We start from the raw sequence: 18,231 nt of genomic DNA on the forward strand, positions 1-18,231 counted from the left end.
GCGGTTTCCTCGCCGTTGTCGGCCGCCGGCACGACCACCAGCCAGGTGCCCGGAACCTGGGCCACGGACCGGGGTTCGGCCACCGGCTGCCAGGCGATCCGGTACCGCCACGAGTCGAGCGTGCTCTGCCACCGGGATTCTCGGTGCCACTGGGCCAATGCCGGCAGTGCCGGGACGAGTTCGGCGGGCGCGCCCAGACTGGTCAGCGTCTGCTCGTCCTCCTGCTCGACGGCGGCCCAGAACCGCTCCTCGTGGCTGTTGCGGGCAGTGGACCGAGTTCCGTTCGAAGCCGTGCCACCGAGCCAATATGTCTGCCGCTGGAAGGGATACGTGGGCAATGGCACCCGCCGTCCGGTGCCGAGCAGGGCCGGCCAGTCCACGGCCACACCATGGATGTGGGCCTGCCCGACGGCCTGGAGCAGGGTGAGCACCTCGGGCTTGTCCCGACGGGCGCCGGCCACGGCCGGTCGGTCCCCGGTCAGCAACGGCGTCAGCGCGGTATCCGGGCCCAGTTCCAGAAAGACGTCAACCGGCGGCATTGCCTGGATCGCGTCGGCGAAGCGCACGGCGTGGCGGGCGTGGTCGAGCCAGTACGCCACGGACGCGAAGGGGTGGTCGGTCGCCGCCGACGGGCTGAGCGGGATGGCCGGCTCGTGAAAGGTCAGCTCGCCGAGGACGGCCGCGAACTCGTCGAGCATCGGCTCCATGAGGGGCGAGTGGAACGCGTGGCTCACCCGCAACCGGGTGGTCCGACGGCCTTGCTCACGCCAGTAGTCGGCGATCCGCAGGACGGCGTCCTCGACGCCGGACACCACGACCGCCGCCGGGCCGTTGACCGCGGCGATCGCGACCGAAGGTTCCCCTGCGACAAGGAGTTCGACCTCGACCTCGCTGGCGGCGATGGCGACCATGGCGCCGCCTTCGGGCAACGCCTGCATCAGCCGGCCCCGCATCACCGCCAGCCTGGCCCCGTCCGCAAGGGACAACACTCCGGCCACCACCGCGGCAGCAATCTCACCGACCGAGTGTCCGGCCAGCACGGTGAACTCCACACCCCATGACTGCCACAGCCGGGCCAACGCGACCTCGTACGCGAACAACGCGGGCTGGGTGAACTCCGTGCGCGCCAACACTTCCGCGGGCTCGGACCACATCACGTCCCGTAGCGAGCGGCCCAACAACGGGTCCGCCGCGGCGCAGGCCTCGGCCAGTACGTCGGCGAACACAGGGAACCGCGCGGCCAGTTCACGGCCCATACCCGGCCGCTGCGCCCCCTGGCCGGAGAACAGACCCGCTACCCGGCCGGCGCCCGAGAGCACCGGGTTCACGGACGACAGCGCGTCGAGAACGGCGTCACGGGTCTCACCGACGACGACAGCGCGGTGTTCAAACAGGGTTCGGGCGGTGGCCAACGACCGGGCGACGTCGGCCAGGTCCTCCGTGGGGCGCCTCAGCAGGTGCGCGCGCAGCGCCTCCGCCTGGTCCAGCACGGCCTGCCCCGACCGTGCGGAGAGCAGCAGCGGCACCGGGCCGGCCGGGGCGGGTTCGTGCACCTCGGGTTCGGCTGCGACCTCCTCGAGGATGACGTGCGCGTTGGTGCCGCTGATCCCGAAGGAGGAGACACCGGCCCGGCGCGGGCGTCCCTCGCTCGGCCACGGCCGGGACTCGGTCAGGAGCTGGACGGCCCCGGCAGTCCAGTCCACGGCGGTCGTCGGCGTCTTCACGTGCAGCGTCGACGGCAAGATCGCGTGCCGCATGGCCTGCACGGTCTTGATCACGCCCAACACGCCCGACGCGGACTGGCTGTGCCCGATGTTCGACTTCAGCGAGCCCAGCCAGAGCGGCTGCTCGGGATCCCGGTCGCGGCCGTAGGTGGCCAACAGGGCCTGGGCCTCGATCGGGTCGCCGAGCGTCGTGCCGGTGCCGTGCGCCTCGACGGCGTCGATTTCCTTGGTGTCAGCCGCGCATCGGCCAGCGCGTCGAGGATGACTCGCTGCTGGGACGGACCGTTCGGGGCGGTCAGTCCGTTGGACGCACCGTCCTGGTTGACGGCGGAGCCGCGGATCACGGCCAGGACCTGATGGCCGTTGCGGCGGGCGGCGGACAGCCGCTCCAGGACGAGCACGCCGGAACCCTCGGCCCAGCCGGTGCCGTCGGCGTCGTCGGAGAAGGACTTGCAGCGGCCGTCGGCCGCCAGCCCGCCCTGCTTGGTGAACTCGACGAACACCGTCGGCGCGGCCATCACCGTCACGCCGCCGGCCAGGGCCAGGTCGCTCTCGCCACGGCGCAGCGACTGGCACGCGAGGTGCAGCGCCACCAGCGAGGACGAGCAGGCCGTGTCGATGGTCAGCGCCGCCCCCTCCAGGCCGAGGGTGTAGGCGATACGCCCGGACACAAGGGAAGTAGTGACGCCGATGACGCTGTGGTCCTCGGCGTCCTGCTCGTCGCCGTACATGTTCCAGCCGTAGCCCTGCGTGCCGGCGCCGACGTACACCGAAGTGCGGCTGCCCCGGAGGTCGGCGGGGAGGATCCCGGCGTCCTCGACGGCCTCCCAGGTCGTCTCCAGCAGGAGCCGCTGCTGCGGGTCCATGCCGACCGCTTCCCGCGGTGAGATGCCGAAGAACCCGGCGTCGAAACCGCTGGCGTTGTGGACGAAACCGCCCTCCAGGACGCGGGTGGTCCCGGGCTGCTCACCCGTCGGGTCGTAGATCCGCTCGGTGTCCCAGCCCCGGTCGGTGGGAAAGGCGCCGACGGCATCCGTGCCGGCGGCGACCAGTTCCCACAGCTCGGCCGGGTTGGTCGCGCCGCCGGGCAGCCGGCAGCCCATCCCGACGATGGCGATCGGCTCGTTCTCCCCGGCCTCGTAGGCGCTGATCCGCTTCTTGGCCTGGCGCAGCTCGGCGGTGAGCTCGGTGATGAAATGCCGCATCCGTCCGTCGGACACGCTCTTGTCTTGGGGCACGGGAGAAGCCTTTCGTGGCGGGCCGGAACACGGTCAGGAGATGCCGAACTCGCGGCCGAGCGCGTCGAGCAGTTCGTCGTCGGAGGCGTCGGCCAGTCCCTCGTCGGCGGTCTCCTCATCGGCTTCTGACGGCCCGTTTTCCTTCCAGCGGGCCAGGATGCTCGACAGGCGCATGGTGATTCGGGCCCGAACGACCGAGGCCGCCGCCGAACCGGCCAGCGCCGTCTCCAGACGGTCGAGCTCGTCCTCGACGCTGACCGACCGATCGCCGTCCGGCAGCAGGAGTTCGAGCAGGAAGGCGGCGGCCTCGGCCGGTGTCGGGTGGTCGAACGCCAGCGTCACCGGAGTCGTGAGCCCCGTCTTGCCGTCCAGCCGCTTGCGCAGGCCGACCGAGGCCAGGGAGTCGAGCCCGAGGTCCTTGAAGGCGCGGTGGGGTTGGATGTGCTCCGGATCGTCCCAGCCCAGCTGCGCCGCCGCCTCGGCTCGTACGAGATCGGTCATCACGGTCAGCCGTTGCGCGGATTCCAGGGCCAGCATCTGACGGCGGAACACCTCGGCCGGCACGGACTCCGCCGGCGGCGCGGATTCACCAACCTGGCGGACTTCCTCGAGACCCTCGATCAGCGGACGGGGCCGGGCAGCGGTGTACGTGGCGGCGAACGGCTCCCAGTCGACCTCGGCGACCGCCACGGCCACGTCGTCGTTCGCGAGGGCGAGGTGCAGTGCGGCGATGCCGTCCTGCGGGCTCAATGGGACGAGGCCGATGCGACGCAGCAGCGGGGCCGTTTCGGCGTCGACCATGCCGCCGTCGCCCCAGAAACCCCAGGCGACCGAGGTGCCGGCGGCGTCGCGGGCCCGGCGTTGCTCGACGAGTGCGTCCAGGTAGGCGTTGCCGGCGGCGTAGGCGCCGCTGCGGGAGCTGCCCCAGACGGCGGCGATCGATGAGAACACGACGAACGCGTCCAGCTCGTCGAGGAGCTCGTCGAGCACCCGGGCGCCGTCGATCTTGGCCGAGACGACCGCACGGAACTCGTCGGACGTCATGTCCTCCAACGGCGTGCTCTGCGGGACGCCGGCGGCGTGGAACACCGAGCGCACCGGGCCGAGCTCCGCAGTGACGTCCTTCAGCACCTGCGCCATGGCGGCGTGGTCGGCGACGTCGGCAGCGATGATCCGGTACGGCGTTCCCGTCAGGTCGGCCGCGAGCTCCGCCGCGCCGGGGGCGTCGCTGCCACGACGGGAGATCAGGGCCAGCGAGCAGCCGCCCTGCTCGGCCAGCCAGCGGGCCACCGCGCCGCCGATGGCCCCCGTTCCGCCCGTGATGAGCACGGTGCCGGACGGCTTCCACTCCCCCGGCGATGTCGCGGGGGCGTGGGCCAGACGTCGAGCCCATACGCCGTTCGACCGGACGGCCAGCTGGTCCTCGTCACCGGCGGTCGCCAGCACGCCGGCGAGCAGTCCGGCGGACCGGTCGTCGAGCGCGTCGGGCAGGTCAACCAGGCCGCCCCAGCGGTCCGGCCGTTCCAGCGAGACGACGCGACCCAGCCCCCACAGGGCCGCACCGTGCGGGTCGGCCGGCGGGTCGGACGGGCCGGTGCTGACCGCGCCCGTCGTCAGACACCACAGCGGCACGGTGATGTCCCTGTCCCCCAAGGCCTGCACGAGTACGAGGAGCTGTTCGGCGTCCTGGCCGACGTAGGCCACGGTGTCGAACGCCCCGCCGAGCCGTTCCGCCAGTTCGGCCCGGTCCGCGTCGACCGCGGACAGCACCTCGGCCGTCTCGAACAGCCGCGCCACTTCCTTGGCCCGGCCGTCGTCGCCCACCAGCAGCCACCGGCCCGGGACCTTGGCCGCCGAGGGCGAATCGGTGACGGCCCGCCAGTCGATCCGGTAGCGCAAGGAGTCCAGCCGCGACCGGTGACGTTTCTCTCGCCGCCAGCGGGCAAGCGCGGGCAGGGCCTCGGCGATGCCCGCGTCCGTGCCGAGTTCTTGCGCCAGCAGCCCCAGATCTTCGCGTTCTACGGCGTCCCAGAACCGGGCATCGGTCTCCGTCACCGCGCCGGCGGTGTCCGTGAGCCAGTAGTGCTCGTGCTGGAAGGCGTAGGTAGGCAACGGAATCCGTCGACCCGAAAGCACGCGCGTCCAGTCCACCGGGAGGCCGTTGACGTAGCCCTCCGCCAGGGACAGCAGCATCTGCTCCGGACCGCCCGAGTCGCGGCGCAGCGAACCGAGGACCGTCCCGTCGGACCCGAAGGCCTTGAGGGTCTGGTTCGTGCCGACCGTCAGCTGCGGGTGCGGGCTGGTCTCGATGAAGAAGCCGAAGCCGTCGGCCACCAACAGCTCGGTGACGTCCAGGAATCGCACGGTCTCCCGCAGATTCCGGTACCAGTACTCGGGAGCCAGCTCCCGGCCGGTGAGCCGGGTGCCGGTGACCGTCGAGTAGAACGGCACGGCCGCCTCGCGTGGCTCGATGCCTTGCAGGGCAGCGAGGAGTTCGTCCCGTACGGACTCGATCTCGGCCGAATGCGCGGCGATGCCGGCGACGTCGACCCGCCGGCACCACACCCGGTCGGCCTCGCAGCCGTCCTGGAAAGCCCGCAGCGCAACGGCCTCGCCGGAGACGACGACCGAATCCGCCCCGTTGACCGCGGCGATGGACAGCGTGCCCTCCGGCGTCATCCGGTCCATGGCGGCCTGCTCGGACAGCCCGACCGCCAGCGCGCCGCCACGGCCGGCGACCTTGGTCAGGAGCCGGGACCGGGTGACCACGATCCGGGCGGCGTCGGCCAGCGACAGCGCGCCCGAGATGTAGGCCGCCGCGATCTCCCCCTGGGAGTGGCCGACCACGCCATGGACGTCGACGCCGTAGGAGCGCCAGAGCTTCGCCAGGGAGACCATGACCGCGAACAGGACGGGCTGGAGGACGTCGACCTCGTCGAAGCGCTGGTCATCGGTGCCGGTCATGACGTCGAGCAGCGACCAGTCGGTGAGTTCGTCGATCACCCGGGCGCACTCGTGCAGCGACTCGGCGAACACCGGGGCCGACGCGAGCAGTTCGCGGGCCATACCCGGCCACTGCGAACCCTGGCCCGGAAACATCAGGGCCACCTTCCGACCCGCCGCCGCCCGGCCGGCGACGACCGTGCGCGGCAGGTCGGCCCCGTCGGCCAGGCGCCGCAGGTCGGCCAGCAGGGCCGTGCGGTCCGAGGCCACCACCGCGGCCCGATGGTGCAGATGCGCGCGGGTCGTGGCCAGCGACCAGGCGACGTCGGCCGGTTCCGCGTCGGGCGTGGCCAGCAGGTGCCGGTGCAGCCGGTCCGCCTGCGCGGCGAGACCGGCGGGCGATTTCGCCGACAGGACAACGGGAACAGGCCCCCGAGGCCCGGCTTCGGTGTCGGGCTCCGCGGCGCGGGCGTCGTGTTCGAGGATGACGTGGGCATTGGTGCCGCTCACGCCGAACGCGGACACCGCGGCCCGGCGGGGCCGGTCGACGTCCGGCCAGGGCAGCGCCTCGCGGAGCAGCTCGACCCGGCCGGCCGACCAGTCGACCTGCGTGGTCGGCCGCTGCACGTGGAGGGTCTTGGGCATGATGCCGTTCCGCATCGCCATGACGGTCTTGATGACCCCGGCGATGCCGGCGGCGGCCTGGGTGTGGCCGATGTTGGACTTCAGCGAGCCGAGCCGCAGCGGGCGGTCGGCGGCGCGGCCCTGTCCGTACGTGGCGAGCAGGGCCTGGGCCTCGATCGGGTCGCCGAGCGGGGTGCCGGTGCCGTGCGCCTCCACCAGGTCCACCTGGTCGGCGGCGACCCGGGCGGCGGTCAGCGCGGCCTCGATCACCCGCTGCTGCGACGGCCCGTTCGGCGCCGTCAGGCCGTTCGACGCGCCGTCCTGGTTGAGGGCCGAGCCCCGGACGACGGCCAGCACCTGGTGGCCGTTGCGGCGGGCCGCGGACAGCCGCTCGACGACGAGCACACCGCAGCCCTCCGACCAGCTGGTGCCGTCGGCGTCGGCCGAGAACGCCTTGCAGCGCCCGTCCCGGGCCAGCGCCCGCTGCTTGCTGAACTCCGTGAAGACCATCGGGGTGGCGATCACCGCCGCCCCGGCGACCAGGGCCAGGTCGCACTGGTCCCGGCGCAGCGACTCGCACGCCAGATGGAGCGCGACCAGCCCGGCCGAGCAGGCGGTGTCGACGGTCATCGCCGGTCCTTCGAGACCGAACAGGTACGAGATGCGTCCCGAGGCAACGGCCGGCGCACCGCCGGTCACGACGTGGCCCTCCGCGTCGGCGGGGACCTCGGCCGACTGGGGTCCGTAGCCGAAGGGCGAGAGCCCGACGTACACGCCGGTGGCGCTGCCCCGTACCGAGGTCGGCGGGATTCCCGCGTGTTCGAGGGCTTCCCAGGCGACTTCGAGCAGCAGCCGGTGCTGCGGGTCCATCGCGCGGGCCTCACGCGGCGAGATGCCGAAGAACTCGGCGTCGAATCCGGCGGCGTCGTGCAGGATCCCGCTCTCCATGACGTAGCTCTTGCCGGGCCGGTCCGGATCGGGGTCGTAGAGGGTGTCCAGCGGCCAGCCCCGGTCGGCCGGCAGCGGGCCGATGGCGTCGACCTCGGCCGCCACCAGCTCCCACAGGTCCTGGGGCGACCGCACGCCGCCGGGGAACCGGCAGCCCATGCCGACGATGGCGATGGGCTCGGCGGCCTGGTCCCGTTCGGCTCGCAGACGCTGCTTGGTCTGCCGCAGGTCGGCGGTCACCCGCTTGAGGTAGTCGCGGTACTTCTCTTCGGTCGGCTGCGCGGTGGACACGGGGTGCTCCTTGGAGGTTCGGGGCTCGACGGGTTCGGACCTGGCTCACGCCAGGCCCAGCTCCCGGTCCACGAGCGCGAAGATGTCGTCGTCAGCGGCGATGGCCGGGTCCGTTGTGCCCTCGGCCCCGTCGTCGAGCCGCCAGAGCAGGGCGCGCAGCCGGGCGGTGACCTGGCTGCGTTCGAGGTCCTCGACGTCACCGAGCAGGGCCGCGAGGTGGTCGACCGCCTCGGCCACCGGGGATTTGCCCTCCGGCACACCAAGGCGGGTCAGCAGGTGGTCGGCCAGCGCCGACGGCGAGGGCAGATCGAACAGCAGGGTGGCCGGGAGGGTCAGGCCGGTGGCGGCGGCCAGGCCGTTGCGCAGCTCCACCGCGGTCAGGGAGTCGAGCCCGAGATCCTTGAACGGCTGTTCGTCGTCGATTGCCCCGCCTTGACGGTGACCCAGCACGGCGGCCACGTTCTCGTGCACGACGCCCAGCAGCATCCGGCGGCGCTCATCCTGCGACAGCCCCGACAGACTCGCCCGCAGCGTGACCCCGGACGCCTTGCCGCTCTTCGCGGCACGGGTCGGGCCCACCGGGACGCGGACCACATCGGCCAGCACCGACGGCAGCGCCCCGCAGTGGCGCGGGACCGGAGTGCGGGCAGGTCGAGCCGCACGGGCAGGACCAGCGGCCCGTACTCGCCACGGATCGCCGTGTCGAACAGCGCCAGCGCCTCGGCCGGGGACATCGTGACCAGTCCGGAGCGGTTGAGCCGGTCCACGTGCGTGGCGCCGATCTCGGCGGCCATGCCGGTGGTGTCGCTCCACAGCCCCCAGCCCAGCGAGAGTCCGCGGAGGCCGTCGGCGCGACGGCGCTGGGCCAGCGCGTCCAGGAAGGCGTTCGCGGCCGCGTAGTTGCCTTGGCCCGGGCCACCGAAGGTGCCGCCGACCGAGGAGTAGAGCACGAACGCGGCCAGATCCAGGTGCCGGGTCGCCCGGTCGAGGACGACGGCGGCATCGGCCTTCGGCCGCAACACCGTGCTCATCCGTTCCGGCGTGAGATCCTCGATCAGGGCGTCGTCCAGGACACCGGCGGTGTGGATCACGGCGGTGAGCGGATGGCCGGCGGCCACCGAGCCGATGAGGTCCTCGACGGCGGTGGCGTCAGCCATGTCGCACGCGGCGACTGTCACCTCCGCGCCCAACTCGGTCAGTTCGTCGGCGAGGTCGACGGCGCCAGGCGCGTGAAGACCGCGACGACTGGTCAGCAGCAGATGCCGCACACCGTGTTGGACGACGAGGTGCCGGGCCAGCAGACTGCCGAGCCCTCCCGTGCCGCCGGTGACCAGCACGGTTCCGTTGCTGTCAAAGGGAACCGGCCGCTCCGCCGTGGCGCGTGCCGGGGTCAGGCGCGGCACGTGGGTGACGCCACCGCGCACGGCCACCTGGGGCTCGTCGTCGGCGAGCACCCCGGGCAGCGCGGACCAGGACGCCGGATCGTCGTCGATATCGGCCACCACCACCCGGCCCGGATGCTCGTTCTGCACGGACCGGACCAGGCCCCAAGCGAGGCTGCCCAGTTCGTCGTCGGCGTCGGGCATGACCGCGCCCCGGGTGACCAGCACGAGCCGGGAAGACTCGAAACGCTTGTCCCCCAACCATGTCTGCACGATGCCGAGTACGGTCGCGGCGTAGTCATGCGCCCGTACGACAAGGTCGGTCGAGCCGGCCGGCGGGAAGCACGGCACGAGAACCACTTCCGGAACGTCGTCGATCGCCGCGAGACTGCTGTAACGCCGCACGCCCTCGAACTCAGCGGCATCCCCGACCAGCGCCCAGGTCTGTGTCTCCGCGCGCAGCTCCTTCGCCGGCCATTCCACGGTGTAGAGGGAGGTGCCTTCAGCGCTCCGCAACTGCTCCTGGGACACCGGACGGAGGGCGAGTTCGCCGACGGTCGCGACCGGACGGCCAGTGGCGTCGGACAGCGCCAGGCTGACACTGCTCGCCCCCGTGGCCCGGACCCGTACGCGCAAAGCGTCGGCCCCCATCGCGTGCAGCCGCACGCCGGTCCACGAGAACGGCAGGTGCGCCTGACCCGTGCTGAGGATCGCGCCGGGCAGGGCGAGCGAATGCAGTGCCGCGTCCAGCAGCGCGGGATGCAGCGCGAATCGGTCCACATCGGACAGGTGCGGGAGGTCGATCTCGGCGTAGAACTCCTCACCGAGCCGCCAGGCGGCCCGCAGTCCCCGGAACGACGGTCCGTAGTCGACGCCGCCCTCGGTCAGCCGGAGGTAGAGATCGTCGACCTGGACGGGAACGGCGCCGGTCGGCGGCCAGGCTTCCGTGGAGTCCGGCTCGTCCTGCGGGCCGATACCGAGCAGCCCGGTGGCGTGGCGTGTCCAGGCATCGCCGTCCTGCGGCCGCGAGTGGATCGTGATCGCCCGCCGGCCGGACTCCTGGGCCGCGCCGACCAGCACCTGCACGGAGCGGGCCCCCTGCTCGTCAAGGATGAGTGGGCTCTCCAGCGTCAGCTCCTCGACCTGGGTGCAGCCCGCGTGCCCGGCGGCGGTCAACGCCATGTCCAACAGCCCCGCGCCGGGCACCAGCACCACGCCCATCACGGCGTGATCGGCGAGCCAGCCATGATCCTGCAACGAAAGGCGGCCGGTCAGGACGACGCCATCCGCGCCCGGCAGCGCGGTCTCGGCCAGCAGCAGCGGATGGCCGATGCCGGTCAGGCCCGTGCCCGCGACGTCGGTCTCCGCCACGCCGTCCAGCCAGTGCCGCTCCCGCTGGAAGGCGTACGTGGGCAGGTCCGGCCATTCCGACGGCATGGCGGGCCACTGGACGGGAATGCCGCGGGCGTGCAGGCGGGCCAAGGCCGTCAGGAAGGTGGACGTCTCGTCGTGCTTGCGGCTGAGGGTGGCGATGAAAGCGGCCGTGTCGAGGATGTCGCCGCCGAGCGCCGTGAGCGCGGCGTCCGGGCCCAGTTCGAGCACGGTGTCCACCTGCTCGCGGGCCAACGTCCGAACGCCGTCGGCGAACCGGACCGTGGCCCGGATGTGGTCGGCCCAGTAGGCCGGGTCCCCGAGCCGGTCGTCGCCGACCAGCTCGCCGGTCACGTTGGAGACGACGGGAATCGTCGCCGGCCGGAAGGTGACCGAGGCCGCGATCCGGGTGAACTCGTCCAGCACCGGATCCATCAGCGGCGAGTGGAAGGCGTGGCTCACGTCCAAGTAGCGGGTCCGACGGCCGGCGAACTTCTTCGCCAGCACCGCAACGGCCTCGGTGCGGCCCGAGACCACCACCGACTCGGGCCCGTTCACCGCGGCCACCGCCACGCCGTCGGCCGGCGGCAGCTCGGCCACCACCTCGTCCTCCGAGGCCTGGATCGCCAGCATCCGCCCGTCCTCGGCCACGGACTGCATCAGCCGCCCGCGGGCCGTCACGAGCCGGGCCGCGTCCGACAGGGAGAGGACGCCGGCCGCGTGGGCGGCGGACAGTTCGCCCACCGAATGCCCGATCAGCACACTCGGGTGGACGCCGAGCGACTCCATCAGCCGGAACAGCGCCGTTTCCACGGCGAACAGGGCCGGCTGCGCGTAGGCCGTCGACGTCAGCGCCTCGGCGTGATCGTCGCCGAGGACGACCGACGCCAGCGGATGCTCCAGATACGGGTCCAGCGCCGCGCACGCTTCGTCAAATGCCTTGGCGTACACGGGAAAATTCTCGTACAGGCCGCGTCCCATGCCCGGGCGCTGGGAGCCCTGTCCCGTGAACGCGAAGGCCAGACCGCCGCCGGCCGCCGTCTCCAGGCGGACGCCCGACGCCGGCCGATCCTCGCTCAGGGCGGACAGCCCGCTCAGCAGTTCGCCATGGTCGGCGCCGATGATCACCGCGCTGTGGTCGAATACCGACCGCCGCGTGGCCAGGGCCAGACCGACTTCCTCGGCTGCCACGTCCGGATGCGCCGCGGCCCAGTCCCGCAGCCGCGCCGCCTGCGCCCGCAGCGCCTGCTTGCTCCGTCCGGAAATCACCCACGGCAGGTGCGGAAGTGCCTGTGCGGCAACGTCTTCGTGGTCCGGGGCTTCCTCAAGAATCAGGTGGGCGTTGGTGCCGCTGATACCGAACGCCGACACACCCGCCCGCCGCGGCCGATCCGCGCGCGGCCACTCCCGCTGCTCGGTCAGCAACCGCACCTCACCGGCCGACCAGTCCACCTCCGGCGTCGGCTCGTCCACGTGCAACGTCCGCGGCAGAACCCCATGCCGCAACGCCATCACCATCTTGATCACACCGCCGACACCCGCGGCGGCCTGCGCATGCCCGATGTTCGACTTCAGCGATCCCAACCACAACGGCCGATCGGCCGGCCGGCCCTGACCGTAGGTCGCCAACAATGCTTGTGCCTCAATGGGATCTCCCAGCCGAGTCCCCGTGCCGTGCGCCTCCACGGCGTCGATCTCGTCGGCGGCCAGCCGGGCGGCGGTCAACGCCCGCCGGATCACCCGTTGCTGCGACGGACCATTCGGCGCCGTCAAACCGTTCGAGGCGCCGTCCTGGTTGACCGCCGAGCCGCGGATGACGGCGAGCACCTGACGCCCGTGCCGCCGCGCGTCCGACAGCCGCTCCAGGACAAGCACGCCTACGCCTTCCGACCACCCGGTGCCGTCCGCGTCGGCCGCGAAGGACCGGCAGCGGCCGTCCGGGGACAAGCCGCGCTGCCGGCTGAACTCCACGAACATCACCGGCGTGTTGATCACCGTCGCCCCGCCGGCCAAGGCCAGCGAGCACTCGCCGGCCCGCAGGGCCTGGACCGCGAGATGCAGCGCCACCAGCGAGGACGAACAGGCGGTGTCCACGCTGACGGCGGGCCCCTCAAGCCCGAGCGTGTAGGACAGCCGGCCGGACACCACCGAAATGGCGTTGCCGGTGCCGACGAAACCCTCCGCCTCCTGCCGGGACTTCTGCAGATGAATGATGTGGTCCTGCATGCCGGTACCGATGTAGACACCGGCATCGCTGCCGTGCAGTGACGTCGGCGGGATGCCGGCGCGCTCCAGCGCCTCCCAGCCCGTCTCCAGGACCAGCCGCTGCTGCGGGTCCATCGCCGCCGCCTCCCGCGGCGAGATCCCGAAGAACCCGGCGTCGAAATGCGTTGCGGTGTCGACGAATCCGCCCTCGCGAGCGTACGTGGTGCCGGGCGTCGCCGGATCGGGGTCGTAGAGGGTGTCGAGGTTCCAGGACCGGTCCGTCGGCAGGTCCCCGATGACGTCGCGGCCCTCGGCGACCACCTGCCACAGCTCCTCCGGCGAGGAGACTTGCGGGTAGCGGCAGCCCATGCCGACGATGGCGACCGGCTCGTGCGACGCCTCCTCCACCGTCTGCAACCGCAGCCGGGTGTCGTGCAGGTCCGCGGTCACGCGCTTCAGGTAGTCCAGCAGTTGTTCTTCGGATCGCATGTCCTGCTCATCTCTGGAATCTGGCCGGTTCCCGGGCTACGAGATGCCGAGCTCTCGGTCGAGGAAGGCGAAGACCTCGGCCTTGTCGGCGTCGGCCAGCGTCTGCGCGACGTCACCGCCGGACGGACCGACGTCCCAGCGGGACGCCAGCGACCGCAGCCGGGTGGCGATGAGGGTGCGTTCGGACTCGTCGAGGTCGGCCGAGCCGAGCGCGGAGCCGAGGCGGTCGATCTCGGTGAAGAGGAGGACGACGTGGGCGACCCGGTGCCGAGCACGGTCCGGCCCAGGTGGGCGGCAACCGCCTCCGGGGTCGGATGGTCGAAGACCAGCGTGGCCGGCAGCGCCACGCCGGCCGTGGCCTGGAGCCCGTTGCGCAGTTCGAGGGCGGTGAGGGAATCGATGCCGAGCTCCTTGAACGGCTGCCGCGGGGACACCGCGTCGGGCCCGGCATAGCCGAGCGTGACGGCCACCTGGGTCCGGACGGTCGTCAGCAGCAGCCGGTCCCGCTCCGCGCCGGTGATGCCGGCCAAGCGGTCGGCCAGCGTGGGGCCGGTGCTGGACGGAACGTCAGGATCCGCGGGCACGACCGGGTGCAGTTCCCGCAGCAGGGCGCTGGGCCGGGACGCGGTGAACGACGGCAGGAACCGTCGCCAGTCGACGTCGACGACCGCCACGTTCGCGGGGCCGTCGGACAGCACCGTGGCCAGCGCCAGGACGGCCAGCCGGGGTTCCATCGCGGTCAGGCCCCGCCGCCGCAGGCGCTCCTCTATCTCCTCGTCCACGAGACCGCCGCCGGTCCACGGCCCCCACGCGATCGAGGTGGCCGGCAGTCCGTCGGCCCGACGACGTTGGGCCAGGGCGTCGAGGTGGGCGTTGGCGGCGGCGTAAGCGGCCTGGCCGGTGCTGCCCACGGTGGCGGCGAAGCCGGAGAACAGCACGAACGCCGACAGCTCGACGTCACGGGTGAGTTCGTCCAGCACCCGCGCCCCCTGGGTCTTCGGTGCCAGCACGCCGTCCAGGCCTTCGATGTCCAGGTCGTCGGCCATGCCGTCGTCGAGCACGCCGGCCGCGTGGAACACCGCCGTCAACGGATGCTCGGCCGGAATGCCGTCGAGCAGTTCCCGCACGGCCCGGCGGTCGGCGACATCGCACGCGGCGACGGTCACCGCCGCGCCGGACGCCGCCAGCTCCGCCCGCAGCTCGGCCACGCCCGGCGCCTCGGGTCCGCGTCGGCTGGTCAGCAGCAGATGGCCGGCTCCCTGATCGGCGGCCCAGCGGGCGACATGCGCCCCCAGCGCACCGGTGCCGCCGGTGATCAGGACGGTTCCGGCCGGCCGCCAGGGGGCGATCCTTGCGGCCGGGCCGGCCGGGCCGGCCGGGACGAGTCGACGGGCGAGGATGCCGGCCGGGCGCAGCGCCAGTTGGTCCTCGTCCGTGAGTGCGCCGCTCAAGGCCGTGCACAGCTGGGTTCCCACGTGCGGGTCGAGGACGTTCGGCAGGTCGACGAGTCCACCCCACCGGTCGGGGTGCTCCAGCGCGACCACCCGCCCCAGGCCCCAGATCTGGGCCTGACCGACGTTGGTGAGCCGGTCGCCGGTCGCGACCGCGCCTTGCGTCAGGCACCACAGGGGCGCCGTGATCCCGGCGGCGCCGAGCGCCTGGACGAGGGCGACGGTCGCCGCCGTGCCGCGAGGCACCGAGGGACACGCTTCGTCCGGCTGCTCGTCGAAAGCCAGCAGGGAGAGGATCGCGACCGGGTCGGGCCCGTCCGCGCAGGCCTGTTTCACGCGTTCGGCGAGCGTGTCCGTGGTGTCGACCAGGACGTCGTCGACCGTGCAGCCCGCCGCCAGCAGGCTGTCCCGAACCCATTCCGCGATGTCTTTCCCGGTGTGAACCAGCAGGATCCGGCCGTGCGGTGTCGCGCCGCGCACGTCCAGCGGACGCCACTTCTCGACGTACCGCCAACCGTCCACTGTGGTCTTCTCGACCTCGTTCCGGTGCCAGGACGCCAACTCCGGCAGGACGTCCTTGAGTGGTGTCTCGTCGCCGAACCGCACCTCCGGATCGAGGCTGCCAAGGTCCCCGTCCTCCACCGCCGCCCAGAATTGAGCGTCCACGGCCCCTTGGCCAGCAGACTCGCCCGGTGCACGGTTGCCGGCCGGCCGGGGCCAGTAACGCTCGCGCTGGAAGGCATACGTGGGCAGGTCGACCTGCCGCGCGCCGGCCAGGCCGGGCAACGCTGCCCAGTCGACGGCAACGCCGTTGACGTAGGCCTCGGCCATCGACGTGAGGAAGGCTCGCCGCTCGTCGGTGTCGCGGCGCAAGGTGCCGAGAACGGCGGACTCCCCGCCCTCCAGGATCTCGGACAGCGCCATCTTCAGCACCGGATGCGGGCTGATCTCGAGGTAGACCTTGTCCCCGGTGGCGGCCAGCCGCTCGATCACCGGCTGGAACTCCACGGTCTGGCGGGTGTTGCGGTACCAGTACGCGGCGTCCGGGACCGTGTCGGCCTCCGGCGACTCCCCTGCGACCGTGGACAGGAAGGCAATGCGCGCGGGCTTCGGTGCGACGTCGGCCAGGTCGGCCAGCAGCCGCTCCTGGAGGGCTTCGACCGCGGGGTAATGGGAAGCGCAGTCGGTGGCGACCCGCCGGGCCCGTACGCCTTGCGCGGCACAGACGGCGAGCAGCTCCTCCACCGCCTCGGTGTCGCCGGAGACCACGGTGATGGACGGGCTGTTGACCCCGGAGACGAACAGGCGGTCCGGCCAGGCGGCGAGCAGCTTCTCGACCTCCGCCCGCCCGAGCGGGACCGACACCATGCCGCTGCGCCCGGACAGGGCCAGCAGGGCCCGGCTGCGCAGCACCGCCACCTTGGCCGCGTCGGCCAGCGACAGCGTGCCGGCCACGTAGGCGGCCGCGATCTCGCCCAGCGAGCTGCCGACCACGGCCGCAGGCTCGACGCCCAGGGAACGCCACAGGTCAGCGAGGGCGACCGTGACCGAGAACAGCACGGGTTGGATCACGTCGACCCGGTCCATCGCGGGCGCCCCGGCGGCCTGGTGCAGGACGTCCAGCAAGGACCAGTCGACGTGGTCGGCCAGGGCCTCGGCGCAGGAGTTGAGGGTCTTGGCGAAATCAGGGAACTCGGTCATCAGCTCCAGCGCCATGCCGGCCCACTGGCCGCCCTGGCCGGGGAAGACGAAGACCACGTCCCGGCCACGGACGGCGGACCCGGTGACCACGCGCGCGTCCGGCACACCGTTGGCGGCACTGTCCAGGGCGTCGAGCAGCTCGTCACGGTGTGCGCCGAGGACGACCGCCCGCTGGTCGAACGCGCTCCGGGTGGTCACCAGCGAGCCGGCGACCTGAGCCGGTACGAATTCGGGGCGCGCGGTCAGGTAGCGGTGCAGCTTGCCGGCCTGCTCCCGCAGGGCGGCGGCCGTACGGGCCGAGAGGACCCACGGCAGCGTTCCGCGAAGATCCGCGGCGGGGTCGTCCTGCGGGGCTTCCCGGACTTCTTCGAGGATGAGGTGGGCATTGGTGCCGCTGACGCCGAACGACGACACCCCCGCCCGACGCGGCCGGTCCGCACGCGGCCACTCACGTTGCTCGGTCAGCAGCCGCACGGCACCGGCCGACCACTCCACCTCCGGAGTGGGCCTGTCCACGTGCAGCGTCTGCGGCAGCACGCCGTGCCGCATGGCCATCACCATCTTGATCACACCACCGACGCCGGCGGCGGCCTGAGCGTGTCCGAAGTTCGACTTCAGCGACCCCAGCCACAACGGCCGATCGGCCGGCCGGCCCTGACCGTAGGTCGCCAACAATGCTTGGGCCTCAATGGGATCGCCCAGCCGCGTGCCGGTCGCGTGCGCCTCGACGGCGTCGATCTCGTCGGCGGTCAGCCGGGCGTCGCGCAAGGCCTGCCAGATGACCCGCTCCTGGGACGGCCCGTTCGGGGCGGACAGGCCGTTGGACGCCCCGTCCTGGTTCACCGCGGAGCCGCGGATCAACGCCAGCACCGGATGTCCGTTGCGTTCGGCGTCGGACAACCGCTCCAGCACGACCACGCCGACACCCTCGGCCCACGCCGTGCCGTCCGCGGCCGCGGCGAAGGACTTGGCCCGGCCGTCGGGGGCGAGATTGCCCTGCCGGCAGAACTCGGTGAACGTCGTGGGCATCGACATCACCGTCACCCCACCGGCCAGGGCCAGCGAGCATTCCCGGTCGCGCAGCGACCGGGCCGCCATGTGCATGGTCACCAGCGACGACGAGCAGGCCGTGTCGACGGTGACGGCCGGGCCGACCAGGCCGAGCGTGTAGGACAGCCGGCCGGAGACCACGCTGCCGGTGTTGCCGGTAGTCAGGAAGCCTTCGAAGTCCTCGACGGACTCGTGCAGCCGGACGGCGTAGTCCTGGTTCATGGCCCCGGCGAAGACGCCGGTGTCGCTGCCGCGCAGGTCCCGCGGCGAGATCCGGGCCCGTTCCACGGCTTCCCAGGCCACCTCCAGCAGCAGCCGCTGCTGGGGATCGATCGTCACCGCCTCGCGCGGGGAAATCCCGAAGAACGCGGCGTCGAACCGGCCGGCGTCATAGAGGAATCCGCCGTCACGCACATACGACGGCGGTGTGCCGTCCGCCGCCGCACCGAACAGCGCGTCCAGGTCCCAGCCCCGGTCGACCGGAAACGAGCCGATCGCGTCGCGGCCCGCGGACACCAGCTCCCAGAGCGCTTCCGGCGAGTCGACGTTGCCGGGAAAACGGCAGCCCATTCCGACAATCGCAATGGGCTCGGCGTCGCGTTCCTCCTCAGCCCGCAGTCGCCGCCGGGTATCGCGCAGGTCCCGCGTGACCTTCCGGAGCGCGGCCACCAGCTGGTCCGACCGATCCGCACCTGTCATGACCATCCGTTCTCTCCACTGACACCGCCGGTTCCGAACGTCAGAGTTCACCGGAACGCGCCGGCGGAACAATCCCCTAAGCACCCCCTATGACCCCCCGACCCCAAAAGGGCCG

General features: G+C 72.3%; 3 protein-coding genes and 3 pseudogenes. All 6 read right to left on the bottom strand.

Annotated features, from left to right (window positions below):
* Positions 1–143 precede the first annotated feature (143 nt).
* Positions 144–239: pseudogene (locus tag M3Q35_RS48870) on the bottom strand (hypothetical protein); the annotation flags it as partial.
* 60 nt (positions 240–299) lie between these two features.
* A pseudogene (locus tag M3Q35_RS48875) lies at positions 300–2,962 on the bottom strand (type I polyketide synthase); the annotation flags it as partial.
* Positions 2,963–2,995: 33 nt separating this feature from the next.
* Positions 2,996–7,753: pseudogene (locus M3Q35_RS14255) on the bottom strand (type I polyketide synthase); the annotation flags it as partial.
* Positions 7,754–7,813: 60 nt separating this feature from the next.
* Positions 7,814–8,254: an acyl carrier protein gene (locus M3Q35_RS14260; protein ID WP_273942223.1), complete on the bottom strand. Its 441-nt coding sequence runs from the start codon at positions 8,252–8,254 to the stop codon at positions 7,814–7,816.
* Positions 8,146–13,176, bottom strand: coding sequence for an SDR family NAD(P)-dependent oxidoreductase (locus M3Q35_RS14265; protein WP_476408949.1), 5,031 nt, complete (start codon positions 13,174–13,176; stop codon positions 8,146–8,148). The genes M3Q35_RS14260 and M3Q35_RS14265 overlap by 109 nt, the downstream gene beginning before the upstream one ends.
* Before the next feature lie 5 nt (positions 13,177–13,181).
* Positions 13,182–18,167 (bottom strand): type I polyketide synthase, encoded by a 4,986-nt coding sequence (locus tag M3Q35_RS14270; protein ID WP_420704761.1) that lies wholly within the window; start codon positions 18,165–18,167, stop codon positions 13,182–13,184.
* Positions 18,168–18,231 lie beyond the last annotated feature (64 nt).

Origin of the sequence: Kutzneria chonburiensis (assembly GCF_028622115.1) — a bacterium.
In the GTDB taxonomy this organism is placed as follows: domain Bacteria; phylum Actinomycetota; class Actinomycetes; order Mycobacteriales; family Pseudonocardiaceae; genus Kutzneria; species Kutzneria chonburiensis.